Raw genomic sequence first — 17477 nt, 5'->3', positions numbered from 1 at the left:
GCAGCCCTGCACGAGGCCCTGAACTGGATTACCAGCCAAGACGCGCGCAACTGGTTTGACCACTGCGGGTATCACACACAGACCGCCAGGTAAGTGGACGAACCGTTCACGAATCCGCTATATGTTCAAGTAAACAAAGCTCTGAGCTTGGCGAAGCAGGCAAAAAATGACCAAGCAATTGAGTTGATTAGGACAACTTTTGATGAATCAGCTCTTCATGATAAGATTCAGGACGCAACTGCGCTAGGGATTCATTGGCGCCCGGTCTGGAATAAAGGGTACGCTAAGCTTTACCCCGATTCCGTACTATTCTATTACATTCCTCTCAAAGCAGAGAAGCAAGGGCAGCCAGTAAATTTCATCAGAACCAATAAATTCCTGGCAGTTAAAATGGTTTCGCCAATGGAATTTAGCGTACAGACTTTTTTGGATGCGAAAGGGTACATTAAAGGTAAGCCATACTCTGGCACACGTCTAATTAAAGAGCTACATACTGATAAGCTATATGTGGAGATAATTGAAAATGGTAAAAAAAAAGATAAGGTTAAAAATACAGAAAAAGCCTTAACAGCTGGTTGTGTAAATAACTGGACGTGCTACTGGACTAACGAAAGCACGTGTGGCACAGGTTCAAACTATATTCAGACATCAGGAGTGGATGGGTGCTACTACCCAGAGGATACGTTTATATGCGGTCATTGGACGCAGGTTCAAACGATAATCGAGCCTGTATGTACACCTACCAGTTCATATAATCCATATCCCTCTGATCCATACAATCCCAATCCTTATAATCCTGGAGTTCCGTCACAGCCCGCGCCCGACCCTGTAGCAACTTACCGCGAATATCTTTATGTTGAATTGATGGCAAACCGAACAGCGTTTTTCGGTCCTTGCCCTGGTCTTAACGATACTTGGAAAAAACAGATTACTCTATACCCTCCTCAGATAGTATATGATAAATTGAGGGCTATGTCAACTATTGACAGAAATATTATTGATTGGAAAGTTCAGGATTTAATAAATGCTGGCGGTCAGGCAATTAATCTGGATAGATTTTCTGTTAAAATGGATAAGCTGCCTATTGTAAATGGGCGGATGATGACGCCGGTGCAGTTTATGAATGAGGTAAGAACTAATTTGAATACATATACCGGTACAGTGTTCCAGCCTCATCCTTATGCGCCGGCTAACAATGCTTTCTTATGGGCGAATAATCCTATAGGGTCTATACTGTCAATTGGCATCCCCATGGATAGAGGTTCAGTCATTGTCAGTGAATACAACACTACTGTAAACGATGCTTATTGGACCTTTACCACAATCCAAGATCCATATAATTATCAACATCCCGTAACTGGAAATAGAACATTTGGGTGCCGTAAAAACGCTGATGGTACCTACGAATTCTATACTCAAGGAGCTGATAGAATAACGGGCGAGTTAGATGCTGTGCTGGGGTATATAGTCAAAATAGCCAATAATGGTGAATATTTGCAATTTGCTAAAGGAGATGCCTTGTGGAATGGTACTATGAATAGGATAGCAAATAGTTTGAATGCAAGCGGGGTAAAAGCAATAGTTCAACCAAGTATTCGGAATAGGCCGTACTATGCCCCAGTAATGTATGCGATTAACAATAAAATTCCGCTTTCAACGCTTACATGCCCTTGAGATGAAAGAATTTTCAAAAAATCTGCTAGTACTATGTTCTTCTGCAGTGCTTTGGTGCTTCGTATGCTCATTGTTTTTGAAATTAAAGTTTTATGTGGATGAAATGAATTTTTTATCTAACTTCATTTATACTTCTGTTTATATTATTGTTATTATTTTTTTTCTTTCCATTTTTCTAATTCCTGGTTTAATTTATATAGAAAAAAATACCGACGAAAAATTGTATTTATTATTATTCAATACGATATTATTCTCTTTGGTATTCACGTTATTTTTGTTAATATTCTATGATAATCTAACTGGTGATAACTATTACAAATATTTTATATATTCTATACCTCTAGGAATTGTGTTTCCCTTTGTTAAGATGCTCCTCAAAAAGGTGCGCACAAGGGTTTCGCGCGATTCTGAGTAGCTCTGCGAATAGCACCACACGGGCACGTGTCTCACGCGCGGTTATCTGTTTGCTGAGAGTATGTCTGATTTTTGTAAAAGCCTACTTTTAGAACGTCCTGCTAAGCGCAGCCGCAGTATCTCCACTGTTTGGTGTGAGGCTTTTCACCGAAGCAGTGGAGATGCTTCGGCAGGCGGGCGCCAGATAAAGCAGTAGGGAAATGGCGCTGGTGCAAAATTCCAAACACGCGTTAATGGTTAGTTCTTGGTTCGGCACCGGGTATAGGCTGACACTGATACGCAGCTGTGACATTATGTCACAGCTGCGTACTTCTATTAATGTGCTTTGAGACAATGTATTATGTTTATGATTGATTCAAATTTGGGCTCTTGTTTGTCATTTATACTGGCGTTGGTGCCATAATGGCGCTTGTTATTGCCGCGCACAGCCTTGGTATAGAATTCGATAAAAAGCTAGCTAGGGAGCAGTTCAATGCTTCCATGTATAACCTAACTTTTCTCGTACCACACCATGGCCACGATTCTGTATAACAACCTGCCCGCTCTGCGTCCTTCCCGCGCCTTCAACTCTATGCTCAGCGAAGTACTGCGCGATAGTGTGCAGCCCGCCGCCAAGCCGTCTGCCTCCTTCGTCCCGCAGGCCGACGTGCTGGAAACTGCCCAAGGCTTTGAGCTGCACCTCGCTTTGCCGGGCGTAGCGAAAGAAGACCTCAAAGTAGACTTTCAGGAAGGCCGTCTGGAAATCAGTGGGGAGCGGAAAGCGCCGGCTACGGAAGGGGAAGGCGCCCCGCAGCTGCGTCGCATCGAAACGCGGTACGGCACGTTCTCACGCACGTTCCGCTTGCCCGAAACCGTGAACGTAGCCGCCATCGATGCCCAGCTGGCCGACGGCATCCTGCGCGTAGTATTGCCCTTCGACAGCGCCAAAACCACTAAGCAAACCATTGAGGTGCGCTAGGTTTTTTGAAGTATTAGCAAAAAAGGCACTACTGGTTGGTGCCTTTTTTGCTAAATACGGGTTATAGGTAGGCAACCTTATACCAGGTAGCCGGCCTCTTACGTTACAAAGCCGCGGCAGCTGTTCATGTAGCATTCATGCGGGAATGTGTATCTTAGACCTCCTTTTCTTCCATAAAACAAACTCAGTTTTCAACCCATGCAAGCCAAACAAATGATGCTCGGCCTCATGGCTTCCGCCGTTCTGGGCGGGTCGGTGGCCGTGGGCGGGTATAAGCTCCTGGAGCCCGAACGGACGAACTCCCCCCAGGCCCTGGCAGCCGATCCGAACGTGCGCTACACCAGCGAGCTGCGCAGCTCCGAGTACGTGGTACCCGAGGGGCTGAACTTTGTGGCGGCGGCTACCAGCGTAACCCCCGCCGTGGTGCACGTGATGACGGAATACGCCCCCAAAGTGAGCCAGAACGACCAGATCCGCATGGACCCGTTCCTGCGGCAGTTCTTCGGCGACGACCTGGACCAGTACCAGGGGCGCGGCCGTTCCCAGGGCCCGCAGATGGGCTCTGGCTCCGGGGTTATCATCGCCGCCAATGGCTATATCGTCACGAATAATCACGTGATTGATAAGGCCGACAAGATTGAGGTAGTGCTGGACGACAAGCGCAAGTACCAGGCGGAGCTGGTAGGTGCCGACCCAACCACCGACCTTGCCTTGCTCAAAGTGAAGGCCGATAACCTGCCTTTCGTGCGCTATGGCAACTCCGACGACGTGAAAGTAGGGGAGTGGGTACTGGCCGTGGGCAACCCGTTCAACCTAAACTCAACCGTTACGGCGGGCATCATCTCCGCTAAGGGCCGCAACATTAACATCCTGCAGCGTGAGGACCGTATGGGCGTGGAGTCGTTCCTGCAGACCGATGCCGTCGTAAACCCCGGCAACTCGGGTGGGGCCCTGGTCAACCTGAAAGGTGACCTGATTGGTATCAACTCCGCCATTGCTTCGCGGTCTGGCTCGTTTGAAGGGTATTCGTTTGCCGTGCCAAGCTCCATTGTGAGCAAGGTGGTAGACGACCTACTGAAGTACAAAGTAGTACAGCGGGCCCTGTTGGGGGTAAACATCCGTGAGGTAGATGCTACGCTGGCTTCGGAGAAAAAGCTCAGCACCCTGAATGGGGTATACATTATGGGCCTGAACAAAAGCAGCGCCGCTGCCGATGCTGGCCTGAAAGAAGGCGACATCATCACTGAAATCAACGGCGTGAAGGTGAACACGTCTTCCCAACTGCAGGAGCAAGTGGCTCGTTTCCGCCCCGGCGACAAAATCAAAGTGACTTACCTGCGGGATGAGAAAGAGCGTACGGCTTCCGCCACCCTGCGCAACGCTACCGGCACCACCGATGTGGTGCGGGAAGAAACCTCTGCTTCCATCGAGTACGAAGGGGCCAAGTTTATGCCTCTTAGCCGCCAGGAAATGAACAAGCTTGACTTGGAAGGCGGCGCTAAAATCTCGGGAGTGCGCGGCTCTAACTTCCGCGAAACCGGTATTGGCGACGGGTTCATCATCACCCGCATCGACAAGAACAAGGTAAGCAAGCCCCAGGATGTGAAACGCTACCTCGAAGAGGCCAAAAACAACCAGGGTGCTTTGGTAGAAGGCATCTACCCCGACGGGCGGAAAGCCTATTATCCCATCGGCCAGGCCGAGTAATCGGGCGCAAGATGATTTTCAAAGCCTCCGCCTGTCCGGCGGGGGCTTTTTTGTAGCTTTGCCCACCTAAGCCCGGCTGCACAATCACCCGATTTCTTTGTAATCCCCGCTCAGCCGGCCTGCAACACTCCTATCTCTTTCCCACCCCATGAAACAAGCCCTCGAAGAAGCTGCCGCCACCGGCACCGACGTGCAGGACCACGACCACCACGGCATTCGGCAGGTACTGCGCGAGCTGGGCATTGAAGCCCACAACGCTGCCTGGAGCACCGGCCTGAGCTGGGGCGGCGCCGCAAACGGCCGCACCCGCACCATCACCTCCACCGCCGATGGCCGCACCATCGGGACCGTAGCCCTGGCCACAACCGACGACTACGAGCAGGTAGTGCTAAAAGCCCAGGAAGCCTTTAAAACCTGGCGGCTGGTGCCGGCTCCCAAGCGCGGCGAAATTGTGCGCCAGATTGGCAACAAGCTGCGCGAGTACAAAGACTCGCTGGGCAAGCTGGTGAGCTACGAAATGGGCAAAATCCTGCAGGAAGGCCTCGGCGAAGTGCAGGAAATGATTGACATCTGCGACTTCGCGGTGGGCCTCTCGCGCCAGCTCCACGGCTTTACTATGCACTCCGAGCGGCCTGCGCACCGCATGTACGAGCAGTACCACCCGCTGGGCGTAGTAGGCATCATCTCGGCCTTTAACTTCCCGGTGGCTGTGTGGAGCTGGAACGCCATGCTGGCCGCCGTGTGCGGCGACACCTGCATCTGGAAGCCCTCCGAAAAAACGCCGCTTACGGCCGTAGCCGTGCAGCACATCCTGCGCGACGTACTCCGTGAAAACGAGCTGCCGGAAGGCATCTTCAACCTCATCATCGGCGACGCCGAAATCGGGGCCAAAATGGCGGCTGACACGCGCGTGCCGCTGGTATCGGCCACGGGCAGCACCCGCATGGGCAAGAAGGTAGGCGAAGTGGTGGGTGCCCGTCTGGGTCGCGCGCTGCTGGAGCTGGGTGGCAACAACGCCATCATCCTCACCGAGCACGCCGATCTGGGCATTGCCATTCCGGGCATCGTGTTTGGGGCCGTGGGCACGGCCGGGCAACGCTGCACCACCACCCGCCGTCTCATCATTCACGAGTCGATTTTTGAGGACGTGAAGGCTCGTCTGCTCAAAATATACCCCAACCTGCCCATCGGCCACCCGCTGCAGGAAGGTACGCTGGTAGGGCCGCTCATCGACCAGGACGCCGTACAGAGCTTCCGGAAAGCACTGGAAGAAGTGCAGGCCGAAGGCGGCCAGCTGCTCATCGGCGGCGAAGTGCTGACGGGCCCCGGCTACGAAACCGGTACCTATGTGAAGCCCGCTATTGTGGAAGCCCGCAACGAATACCACACCGTGCAGGAAGAAACCTTCGCCCCCATTCTGTACCTGATTAAGTACAGCGGCGGAGTAGAAAACGCCATCGACACGCAGAATGGTGTGCGCCAGGGCCTGTCGTCGAGCATTTTCACGGTGAATATGCGCGAAGCCGAGGCCTTCCTCAGCCACGCCGGCTCCGACTGCGGCATTGCTAACGTGAACATCGGCACCAGCGGGGCTGAAATCGGCGGAGCCTTTGGTGGTGAGAAGGAAACCGGCGGCGGCCGCGAATCCGGCTCCGATGCCTGGCGCGTGTACATGCGCCGCCAGACCAACACCATCAACTACAGCACCCAGCTGCCGCTGGCCCAGGGTATTAAATTCGACGTGTAGCCGGGGCCATGTAGGGCGCCATTGTTGGTCGGAGTACATGAAAAGCGCCGTTTGGGTGGCGCACAAAAAAGCCCGCGGCCAGCCGCGGGCTTTTTTGTGCGCCACCCAAACGGCGCTTTGGCTCAGCGTTTAGGAGCCCGTGGGCGCGCGCCCGGCATGTTGTGACAGTACCGGCGCACGAAGCCCTGCCAGTCCCGCTCCGTGGCGGGAATGCGCACGTCGGGGGCTATGCCCGCGCCGTCGTAGCGCACCGAATCAAGATAGTTACTGCGCCTAACGGGAATGGATACTTCCAGTCCGTCGCAGGACAGGGCGTGGCGGGTGCCGTCGCCATAGTCCACCACGCCACCCGAATTTTCCCCGAACAAGGTCACTTTCCGGCTTTGGCGGGCATCGAGCAGCAGAATTTCGGCCGAGCTGAACGTTTGCCGGTTGGCGAGGATGGCCACGCGCCTGGGATTGGGCTGAACCGTGGCAAACCGGAGCGTGTCACCGGGCTCTTCGGCCCAGGTATCGGGCTGGGCCTTTCCCTGGGCAACCATGCGGGCGAAGAACGCCTTGACGGGTGGGGGCAGGGGTAGGGCAAGCAGGCCTTCGTAGTTGCGCACGTTGTCGGGGGAGAGACGGTAGCGGCTGCCGCTGCGCACGATGGGGCCCGTGGCCAGGTAAGGGAGTAGCCCCGCGTATGTGCTGGTGCCCCCACCGGCGTTGTGGCGCACGTCAATAATCCAGTTGGGCCGCGCCCGCAGGGCTGCCTGGTGGTGGGTGAGCAGGCTATCCACAAGGGTTTTGTTGGCAACGTCGAAGCTCTGCAGCATTAGCACTGCCGTACTGTCATCGGGAAACCGGAATTCCACGGCTGATTGGGGGAAGGGCGACACGTAGCGGACAGCAGCAGATGGGGGCGGGGCCGTCGGGTAGGTTTTCTGCAGCTGCCCGACGCGGAAAACGTCGAGCACGTTGGCCTGTAGCACAGCCTGGGTAGAGTCGGTGCTAAAGTCGCCGGCCGTGTAGCGCAGGTCGTAGTAGCCACCCCCCGCGGGGCGGAGTGTCAGCTTCACCATGCCGGGTTTCCAGGCCGGGTTCTTTGCCTCCATCACCACGCCCACAAACGTGTTGCGCGGTTTAGTCGGGCGGCGCACAATGGCCAGCTGGTAGGCATCATCGATGGTCCAGAAGCCTTCCACGGGATGGAGTCTGGTTTGGTTGGCTTCAAAATAGGCTTGAGCTCGGGGCTTGTCGAGCGGATAAACGGCCGGCGGCGCGGCACCGGGCGCGGCCGCCGCGCCCGTGAGGTAGAGGTGGTCGTCGGCCCAGAAGCGCAGGTACTTTTTCAGCACCGCTACGCAGGCCGCTTCCCCGGTTGCCCGGGCGGCCTGGGCCTGCAGCTGTTCGAAGAGCTGCTGGTGTGCGGCTGCGGTGCGGGGCGTGAGCTTGTCGGCGTAGCCGGCATAGTTGCGCTTGAGCAGCTCGCTCAGGCGCGTCAGGCTCTGGGGACAGGCGCAGGACTGGCCCCGGACCGCCGGGGCTGCCAGTAGGAGACAAAGCAGGAACCAGCAAGCGTGCTTCATACGGGTAAGAGAGAAGTTGGGGCTAGGAAAAGCGGCGTGTTACATACCAATTTGAATGTCCCCGTGGCCTTTATAATAAAGCGCGGAGCCGTTGCGGAACACATAGTAGAGGCGGTAGCGCTGGCCTTGCCGGAACGCGCTGCCGCTGATATCCAACTGAGTGGAAAGACTGCAGCTGGGCGTTGTAAAATCCTGGCGCGGTGCTACCACGGCGTACTTTTCATCTACCACCACAAAGCTGCAGGTAACGGCCACTGGCGTGCCGTAATGAAAGGTAGTCTGCGTAGTAGCAGGGTTGGGGTAAGCACTCATATAGGGGACGGTGCCGGTAGCGGTAGCGTTCAGGTCAATGCCCAGATCGTGGAAAAGGCTGCGCTCCTGCGCATTCCACCGGCCGTCCAGCGTCCAGTCGGTGGGGTCTGGGGTCGACATGGAAGAATTATTCACGTCGCGCATGGAGATGCCGCCATACGGGCCGAAGTCAATGGTCGGAGATGAATCGTTGGACTTGCAGGCCGAAAGGACCAAAGCACAAAGGCAAAACAGTCGAAACTTCATGGCGCCGAAAATACTTAAGGAATCGGGGATGAAGGCAGCCCAACAAAGCTAGCAAGGCCCCGCCAAGCTGTACTAGCACGGTGCAACCCTAGGGCTAGTGCCTTGTCTTTGCCCTGCTTGCCTGCCCGCGCTGGGAGCTTCGCCCGAAAAGTCGGATATTTACCTTTTACCCGTTTCCACTTCCGCCAACCCGATACCGCATGGAAGCAGTAGCCTATACCGACATCAACGCGCCGCTCGTGGAGCGGTGCCGGCTGGGTGACCGGCGCGCGCAGGCCGAAATATACAAGCGCTATTCCCGCGCCATGTTTAATGCCTCCCTGCGCATTACCGGCGACTATGCCGAGGCCGAAGATGTGCTGCAGGAGGCCTTTCTGAGCGCCTTCCGGGAGTTGCACACGTACAAGGGCGACTCGTCCTTCGGCTCCTGGCTGAAGCGCATTGTCATCAACAAAAGCATCAACTGCCTGCGCAACCGGCGCCTGCAGCTGGTGCCCCTGGCCGAGCAGCACGATGGCATCGGCACGGAAGAAGCCACCATAGGTTTGGATGCCGACACCACCGGCTGGCGGGCCGACATCGTCCGGCGTTGCGTGCAGGAGCTGCCCGACGGCTACCGGGTAGTGCTGACCCTATACCTGCTGGAAGGCTACGACCACGCCGAAATTGCTGGTATTCTCAATATCACCGAGTCTACCTCGAAATCGCAGTACAGCCGGGCACGTAAGAAGCTGCTGGAGCTGGCCCGGCAACACGGAATGTAATTCACCGGGCGTTGTGCGGCCTGCCCCGGCCGGCCGTATAACGGCCCCAAGTTGGAATGTGCGAATAACCACCTGTATGCAAAAGAAACCAACCGGACTCGAAGACTTTGTTGACCGCCACCGGGGCGAGTTCGACGCCTTTGAGCCTAGCTCCGACCTCTGGGCCAGCATTGAGCAAAAGCTAGCTGGCCCGGCAGTTACGGAGGACGAAGAACCTGTTTTGCGCCTGCTGCCCGAACTGGAGGTGCCCCAACTGGCCGTAGCCCCCGGGCGTCAGTTGCCCGTGGCCCGCTACGGCATGGCGGCGGCGGTGGCCCTGCTGTTGTTGTTGGGCCTGGGGTATTTGTGGCCCGCCGCTACGCCCTCGGCGCCCGCCTGGAAGAAGGCCACGCTGGCTCCCTGGGCCGTGCAAACTGAAACGACAACGCCCAACGATGCGCTGAGCTTTTATACCGGCGGGCAGCCTACAGCCATAGCCACGGCCGCCGTCGACTCCCCCCGCCTGGAAATTGCCCGCGCCGTGCAGCGGATGGAAGCTTACTATGCCGCCCAGATCCTGGAGCGCCAGGCCGAGCTGCACCAGTTGGAGCAGGAAGCCAGCGTAGCCAACAGCCCCGCCGACTGGAGCCGGGAGCTGGCCAGCCTCGACTCAACCTACCACGAGCTCAAAGGCGAACTGGCCCGGAACCCCGACCCCAACATGGTGCTGGATGCCATGAACCGGAATCTGCAGATTCGCCTGGATATCCTCAATCAGCAGCTGCGCACCCGCGAACGGATAAACGACTCGCAGGAAACCCCCACCCTCTACGCCGATAACCGATGAACCTCGCCGCTATCTGGCTGCACCGCGGGCCGCTGGCACTGGCACTGGCTGGGCTGCTGGGCTTTAGTGCCCCGGGCTATGCTCAAGGTCAGGGAACCATCGGCTCGGTGCTGCCCGCCCCGGCTGCCGACTTCTACCGGCAGCCCCCTACGGAGCAGGAGCCTACCCAAACCACCACCCAGGGCCCGCAGGCGGAGCCCGGCGCACCGACCATTGAAAAAAGCCGCAAGCTGAGCCGCTCCTTTCGGGCCCCGCTCACGCACCCCTATCTGCTGAACACCCGCTACGGCCGGGTGCAGGTGAACGTGTGGACGCGCAAAGAAATCCGCACGGATGTAGACATCATCACGCGGGCCGACAGCGAAGAAAAAGCGCAGCAGCTCCAGGAAATGATTCAGGTGACGCTCCTGGAAAACGACCCGGCCACGAACGGCGGCATCAGCGTGCGGTCGAAGTTTGGGGCTATACCCGGCGGTTGCGCCAGCCGGCAGCGGCTGTTTGAGGTGAACTACACCGTGTGGGTGCCCAAAAACCAGGCGCTGGCCATTGCCAATACCTTCGGCGACGTAAGCATCACCGGCGACCTGACCGCCCCCGTGGACCTGAGCATGGAATACGGGACGCTGCGGGCCGGCCGCCTGGAGGGTAGCAGCACTGCCGTGCACGTCAAGAATGGCTCGGCCACGCTGGAATACGTGCGCCGCGCCATCCTCGATGCCAGCTACGCCAAGCTACGCCTCGACGCCGGCGACGTGGTGGAGCTGCGCAACAACTACTCGGATATTGATATTGGCACGGTGCAGGACCTCACGGTACACAGCAAGTACGGCGACGTGGCCCTGGGCACCGTGCGCAACCTGAGTGGCACTTCTGGCTTTGGGCGCTTTAGCGTAGACAAGGTGAGTGAGCGGCTGGATATGAAGGTGCAGCACTGCCCGGCCTTTGAGGTGCGTAATACTAGCCCCAACTTCCGGCAGATTAACCTGGATGGAGGCTACAGCACTATCCTGCTCAATTTCCCCGATGGCACCGGCTTCAACTTCGATGTAAATACTCAGTTTGGGAAGCTGCTGGTAGACAAGCGCTTAGTAACGGTGCGGTCTGAGGAGTCCAGCTCAGCATCTAGTGATTTGCAAGGCCAGTACGGCCGGACTACGCCCCGGCAGGCGGGCAGCGTCAATATCAAAGCCCGCTACACCAACGTGAGCTTCAACAAGTAGCCTGTATCTTTCTTTTGACTATGAAAGCCGGCCTGCAAAGCCGGCTTTTTGTTGGTAGCTTATGCCCCAGCCCCGCCGTTATCTTTGTGCATATGCCTCATTATTTTCGCAAGCCAGCAGCCTGGCTGCTGAGTGGGCTACTGCTGGGTAGCACCGGGGTACTTGCCCAAACGCCTGCCCCAGTAGCTATGCCTGCTCCCGCTTCCTCCCTGCGCACCTATGCCCTGCGCCTGCACCCCGGCGACGATTTACGCCTTGCGCTTCAGCGTTTTGTGGAGCAGCACCAGCTGCGGGCCGCGGCGGTGCTGACCTGCGTAGGCAGCCTGACCACCGTAAGCCTGCGCCTCGCTAACCAAACGGGGGCCAGTACCCGGCAGGGCCATTTTGAAATCGTTTCACTGGTGGGCACGCTGGCGGTAAGCGGTAGCCACCTGCACCTGGCCGTAGCCGACTCTACGGGGCAGATGACCGGGGGGCATCTGCTGGAAGGAAACAAAGTGTATACCACGGTAGAGCTGGTTATCGGGGAGCTGCCGGAGTTGGAGTTCCGCCGCGAAACCGACCCCGTATCTACCTACCAGGAGCTCACCATTTATCCGCGGCGGGCACCAAAAACCGGCAAACGGAAAAATACCGAGTAGCCGCTCCAAAGCGGCGCGGGCCTTTGCGGGCAAGTTGGTACTATTGTAAAGCTGCCCGGCCGCTGGTTTGGCGGGCTATTATTCGTTTTTTGCTACCCCTACTATCATGCGTCGGATTACTGTTGGTGGAGTGCTGCTCGGGGCATTGCTGAGCACCAGTCATGTTGGGTTAGGCCAGGCCACCGGGCCGGCCCCGCTGGTCAGCTCCACCCAAGCCCTGAAACAGGGTGTTGCTCTGCATGATGAAGGCAAGTATGCCACCGCCATCAGTAGCTACCTGGCCGTGCCATCCAGCGACACGAGCTACGCCCTGGTGCAGGCCGAGCTGGCGCTTTCTTACTACGCCAACAAGCAGTACAAGGAAGCCATTGCCGCCAGTGAACGGGCCATCCTGCTGGGGCATCAGGAACCCCAGACTTTCAACACCCTAGCTTCGGCGCAGGAGGAGGAGCTGGGCCGTGATGTTGCCTTGAAAACCTACCAGCGCGGTTTGCAGCAGTACCCGTTCAGCCAGCTGCTGTGGTACAATCAGGCCATTACGCAAAACGCCGCCAACCAGCCCGAAGCGGCCTTCGCCAGCCTGCAGCGCAGCCTCACGCTCCGGCCCATGCACGCGGGCAGCCACCTGCTGCTGGGGCAGCTGGCCGCCCGCCAGCAGCAAACGGCCCACGCTATGCTTAGCCTGGCTACCTACCTGGCCATTGAGCCGGGTGGGGCCCAGAGCAACCAGGTGCTGGTGCTGCTGGAGCAGTTGGCTTCCCATACTACGCAATACGAAGAAAAGGAAAAGCTGCCGGCTACCTTCCCCAACGCCGACTTTGAGGAGCTGGATCAGCTGCTGGACGCTAAAATTGCCCTGCGTAAGGACTATACCACGCCCGTCAAGTTTGATGCTAACGTGGTAAAGCAGCTACAGCTGCTGGTGGAAAAGTACCCGGCGGCTTCCGCCACGCCCGCTGACTTTTGGTTGCGCATGTATTCCCCCATGGTGGAGACCTTGCGCAACCCCGAAACGCGCACGGCTTTCACTTATCTGATTCTGTCATCGGCCGGCGACGCGGGCGGGCGCAAGTGGGTGAAGTCCAACAAAAGTAAGGTGGACAAGATGATTGCAGCGGTGCAGCCGGCCTTGCTTAAGCTCCGGGAGCAGCAGCCGGTGAGCCGCCAGGGTTACCCGGCGCAAATGCCCGGTTGGTTCACCAACGAGGGCGTGCTATTCGGTCTGGGACCCGGTAGCGTGGTCGACCGAGCCATGAAGCCCACCGGCGCCTGGCTGCTGGTGGGCGAGAGGGGCGCCGTTTCCGCAGAAGGAAGCTTTAATGCCAGCCACGAGAAAAACGGCCCCTGGCGCTTTTATTACGCCGATGGGACGCTCGAAAAAGCCGTTAACTACGATGCCCAGGGCCTGTTCACGGGCGAATACCGCGACTACCACGAGAATGGAGCCCTATCGGTGAGTGGGTCTTACTTGGCTGGTAAACCCGAAGGTCCGGCCAAGGTGCACTACTACTGCGGAGCCGTGCGGGAAGCCCGCCTCTACAAGGATGGTCAGCTGAATGGCCCCCTGGAGTCGTTTTACCCCGACGGCAAAGTGGAGTCCCGCAGCAGCTTCCGCAACGACCAGAAGCACGGGGTGGAAACCGGCTATTACCCCGATGGTACGACGGAATACGAATATACCTTCGTCGATGGTCGCCGGCAGGGGCCGTTTACCGTGTATTACGCCGATAAGAAGCCAGAGAAAAAGGGCAGCTACGACTTCAACGAGCTCCACGGCGAATACACCGAGTACCACGACAACGGCAAGGTAGCGCAAACCGGAACCTACGAGCACGGCAAGCAGACCGGCACCTGGAAAATCTATTTCCGCAACGGCCAGCTGAGCGAAGTAGAAAACTACGACGCCGAAGGCCAGCTACACGGCCAGTACCAGGATTACGAAGACGATGGCAAGCTGGCCGCCGAATTTCAGTACGACCACGGCCAGGTGACTAGCCTAACGTACTTCGACAAAGCCGGCAAGGAGCTAAGCCGGACCGTGCTCCGGAAAGGCGCCGGCACCGTACGCGGCCTCTACCCCAACGGGAGCGTGGCTTATACTGGCACCTACCTGAACGGCAAGCGCAGCGGCGAGTGGCGCTGGCTGCGCCGCGACGGCAGCGTCCGGCTGGTTCGGCAGTATCAGGAGGGCAAAGCGCACGGCCGCTCCGAGGGGTTCTACCGCAATGGCCAGCTGGAGTCGAGTCAGGAATACGTTGAAGGCACTCTGGAGGGCCCATCCAAGGAGTTCTACCTCGACGGCGTGACCAAGAGCACCGGCTACTACCGCAACGGCCAGCAGGAAGGCCAGTGGCAGGATTTCTACGCCGATGGCACACTCAGCGAGGAATACAATCTGCACGAGGGTACCTCCCAGGGGTTCGACCATAGCTATTCACCCACGGGCAAGCTCACGGAAGAGCGTCATAACCTGAATGGCCGACTGCAGTCGATGGTGGCTTTCGACTCTACCGGCCAGGTGCTGGACCGCATTGCCCTGCGCCCCGATTCCAAGGGCTACGCGTTACATTACCCAGGGGGCAAAACCCGCCTGAACGTACAGCTCACCTGCTACGAGCGGCAGGGCACCAACACCTGGTTCAGCCCCGATGGCAAGACCTCCGCCACCACCGGCTACCAGCGCAACAGCCCCGCGGGTATTTCCCGCACCTATCATCCCAACGGCAAAGTGGCCAGCGAGGGGCGCTTTGTAAACGGGCGCCGCGAGGGCGAATGGGTGGCTTATTACGCCACCGGGCAACTCCGCTTCAAGGGCACCTACCACCAGGGCGACGAAGAAGGGGAGTGGGCCTACTATGCCGATAACGGCCAACCTGATGTGCTGTACACCTACCAGGGCGGCGAGCTGCATGGCTCCGTCCGTCAGTATAACCTGCTAGGTGAGCTGGTGCTGGAACGCGTATATGAGCACGGGGAACTAGTGCAGTTTCGAGCCCAGGTAGGGGGAGAAGGTAAGCCCGAGGGTGCTGTGCAGCCCGTGCCCGCCGGGCCGGAGTTTGCCTTGCGCAGTCAGTTCGCCAACGGCCGCCCGGCCGCCGAGGAAGTGTACCGCGCCGGCATGCTGGATGGAACGCGCACCCTATACTACAGCTCCGGGCAGGTGTATCGGCGCTCTTTCACGCGCCAGGGCAGCCTTGCCGGCCTGCTGACTACGTACTACCCCGATGGCAAAAAGCTGGAGGAAGAGTACTACCTCCACAACGAACTGCACGGCCGCTGCAAATATTATCGGCCCAATGGCACGCTGGAGCGGGAAGAGACCTACCGCGCTGGCGAAAAAGCCGGACCTACTGTATATTATGATGTCAATGGGAAACCATTGAAGACCGAATTCTATTGGAACACCTATGTATACGGCACGAAATAACCGCCCGTGGGTAGCTTGCCTGCTCGGCTTATTTACCCTGGCGCTGGCTTTGCCGGCGTCGGCCCAGCAGGCGGCTCAGCAGCTTGCCCAGGCCCAGCAGCAGTACCCCGGTGAAAAAGCCGTGTACCTCGACTACCGCCAGGACCTGACGGTGGAAATTGTGGGCGACTCGGTGCAGGTGCTGGCCCGCCACCACTACGATATGCTGCACCTGCAGCCCCAGTCGGCTATGTACGCCGATGACCGAGTGTACAGCTCCCACTTCAACCGCCTGCAAAAGGTGGAAGCCCGCACCCTCGTGCCCAATGGCCGCGACTACAAAGCGGTGAAAGTGACGGACTTCAAATCGAAGTTTGAAGTTCAGTCCGGCATTTTCTACGATGACAGCCGCGTTACTACGTTCAGCTTCCCGCAGGTGGCGCCCGGCGTGCGTACCGTGTCGGACTACACCGTGCGCCACCCCGACTCGCGTTTTCTGCAGCCCTTCTTCTTCGGCTCCTACGTGCCCGTGCGCCACGCCGAGCTGACGATAACGGCACCCAAGGGCGTGAAGATTGATGCCAAGCCCTTCCATACCGAGCAGGCCAACGTGCAGTTCACGAAGCAGGAAAAGGGCGGCACGGTGGTGTACCGCTGGGTAGCCGAAAACCTGCCCACGCCCCCCCGCGACGATGATGCGCCCGAAGGCGGCTACTACCGCCCTCACCTGATGTACTATATCGAAGAAGCCCCCGTGGCCGGGCAGCCGCGCAAGCTGCTCTCGGGCGTGCCGGAGCTGTTTTCCCTGTACTCCAGCTTTGTGAGTCGCATGGATAAGCTCGAAACCCCGGCCCTGAAAAAAACGGTGGACTCGCTGGTGGTGGGAGCCAAAACCGAGGAGGAGCGGGTGCGCCGGGTGTTCTACTGGGTGCAGGACAATGTGCGCTACATTGCCTTCGAGAACGGCCTGCGCGGGTTTGTGCCCCACGCCGCCGGGCTGGTGTACGGCCGCCGCTACGGCGACTGTAAAGACATGGCCAACCTCACCCACGAGATGCTGAAGCTGGCTGGGGTGAAGTCCTACCTCACTTGGATTGGCACCCGCGACCTGCCCTACCGCTACTCCGAGGTAGCCACGCCCGGCGTCGACAACCACATGATTGCCACCTACGAGGCCAAGCTAGGCCAGTACATTTTTCTGGACGCCACCGGGCAGCACACGCCGTTTGGCCTGCCTTCGTCCATGATTCAGGGCAAAGAAGCCCTGCTGGCCCTGGATGGCAAGAACTACAAAGTGGTGAACGTGCCCGTCATCGAAAAAGAGCTGAACCACGTGGCCGACGTATCGACGGTGACATTGGACGGCACCGGGCTGCGCGGCAAAGGCCAGCTTTCCATGGCGGGCTACCCCAAAATCCGGCAGTCGTATGCCCTGGATGGCCTCGACCAAACCACCGAGCCCAAGTACCTGAAACGGCTGCTGGAGCGCGGCAACAACAAGTTCTTCGTGGATAAGTACGCCGTGCACAACCGTGAGGAGCGCGACCAGCCTCTTACCATCGACTACGAGTACCACGTGCAGGACTACGTGCAGAAGCTCGACGACGAAATCTACGTGAACCTGAACCTGGAGCAGCCCTACGCCAACGACCGGATAGACCCCGCCAAGCGCCGTTTGCCCCGCTACAACGAATACAACCACACCGACCACACCCGCACCGAATTCGAAATTCCGGCCGGCTACGACGTGGAGTACTTGCCTGCCAATGCCGAGAGCAAAGACCCGGTCCTGGGCTTCAACATCCGGTACGAACGGCAGGGCAACAAAATCGTGCAGAGCAAGGACGTGTACGTGAACTACCTGTTGCTCCAGCCCAACCAGTTTGGGCAGTGGAATGCCGTGGTGGAAAAGCTCACGGCTGCCTACCGCGACGTGGTTATTCTAAAGCGCAAAAAGGCGTAAGGGCTTCTGCTCTTCTCTTGTGCATTAC

General features: G+C 57.9%; 12 protein-coding genes. 10 read left to right on the top strand and 2 right to left on the bottom strand.

Annotation, left to right across the window (positions count from 1 at the left end):
* The first annotated feature begins 93 nt into the window (after positions 1–93).
* The 4 genes from FY528_RS10600 to amaB all read left to right on the top strand — a co-directional run bounded on the left by FY528_RS10600 (position 94) and on the right by amaB (position 6500).
* On the top strand, positions 94–1674 hold the full coding sequence (locus FY528_RS10600) for a hypothetical protein (protein WP_149070974.1): 1581 nt from the start codon (positions 94–96) through the stop codon (positions 1672–1674).
* A 925-nt stretch (positions 1675–2599) separates the two neighbouring features.
* Positions 2600–3046 (top strand): Hsp20/alpha crystallin family protein, encoded by a 447-nt coding sequence (locus FY528_RS10595; RefSeq protein WP_149070973.1) that lies wholly within the window; start codon positions 2600–2602, stop codon positions 3044–3046.
* A gap of 198 nt (positions 3047–3244) precedes the next feature.
* The gene (locus FY528_RS10590) at positions 3245–4753 is read left to right on the top strand and encodes a Do family serine endopeptidase (RefSeq protein ID WP_232066426.1); all 1509 of its coding nucleotides are present in this window, start codon (positions 3245–3247) and stop codon (positions 4751–4753) included.
* Positions 4754–4901: 148 nt separating this feature from the next.
* On the top strand, positions 4902–6500 hold the full coding sequence (gene amaB / locus FY528_RS10585) for an L-piperidine-6-carboxylate dehydrogenase (RefSeq protein ID WP_149070972.1): 1599 nt from the start codon (positions 4902–4904) through the stop codon (positions 6498–6500).
* A 122-nt stretch (positions 6501–6622) separates the two neighbouring features.
* Here amaB and FY528_RS10580 read toward each other — a convergent pair whose 3' ends face one another.
* Both FY528_RS10580 and FY528_RS10575 read right to left on the bottom strand, forming a co-directional pair.
* Entirely contained in the window at positions 6623–8071 is a 1449-nt protein-coding gene (locus FY528_RS10580) for a S41 family peptidase (RefSeq protein ID WP_149070971.1), read from the bottom strand.
* A gap of 39 nt (positions 8072–8110) precedes the next feature.
* On the bottom strand, positions 8111–8629 hold the full coding sequence (locus FY528_RS10575; protein WP_149070970.1) for a hypothetical protein: 519 nt from the start codon (positions 8627–8629) through the stop codon (positions 8111–8113).
* Between the two features lie 200 nt (positions 8630–8829).
* On the opposite strand from FY528_RS10575, the gene FY528_RS10570 reads away from it, so the two are divergent.
* The 6 genes from FY528_RS10570 (at position 8830) to FY528_RS10545 (ending at position 17449) form a co-directional block, all read left to right on the top strand.
* Positions 8830–9393, top strand: coding sequence for an RNA polymerase sigma factor (locus tag FY528_RS10570; RefSeq protein ID WP_149070969.1), 564 nt, complete (start codon positions 8830–8832; stop codon positions 9391–9393).
* A 76-nt stretch (positions 9394–9469) separates the two neighbouring features.
* Positions 9470–10219, top strand: coding sequence for a hypothetical protein (locus tag FY528_RS10565; protein ID WP_149070968.1), 750 nt, complete (start codon positions 9470–9472; stop codon positions 10217–10219).
* Entirely contained in the window at positions 10216–11439 is a 1224-nt protein-coding gene (locus tag FY528_RS10560) for a DUF4097 family beta strand repeat-containing protein (RefSeq protein ID WP_149070967.1), read from the top strand. Before FY528_RS10565 ends, FY528_RS10560 begins: the two co-directional genes overlap by 4 nt.
* 92 nt (positions 11440–11531) lie before the next feature.
* A complete protein-coding gene (locus FY528_RS10555; protein ID WP_149070966.1) occupies positions 11532–12080 on the top strand; it encodes a PPC domain-containing DNA-binding protein in 549 nt (182 codons plus the stop codon).
* 106 nt (positions 12081–12186) lie between these two features.
* A complete protein-coding gene (locus FY528_RS10550; RefSeq protein WP_149070965.1) occupies positions 12187–15507 on the top strand; it encodes a toxin-antitoxin system YwqK family antitoxin in 3321 nt (1106 codons plus the stop codon).
* Positions 15488–17449: a DUF3857 domain-containing protein gene (locus tag FY528_RS10545; RefSeq protein ID WP_149070964.1), complete on the top strand. Its 1962-nt coding sequence runs from the start codon at positions 15488–15490 to the stop codon at positions 17447–17449. The genes FY528_RS10550 and FY528_RS10545 overlap by 20 nt, the downstream gene beginning before the upstream one ends.
* The last annotated feature ends 28 nt before the right edge of the window (positions 17450–17477 follow it).

The sequence above is a fragment of the Hymenobacter lutimineralis genome, assembly GCF_008271285.1.
In the GTDB taxonomy this organism is placed as follows: Bacteria; Bacteroidota; Bacteroidia; order Cytophagales; family Hymenobacteraceae; genus Hymenobacter; species Hymenobacter lutimineralis.
The sequence above is the reverse complement of the archived record's forward strand: the minus strand, read 5'-3'. Positions and strand labels throughout refer to the sequence as shown.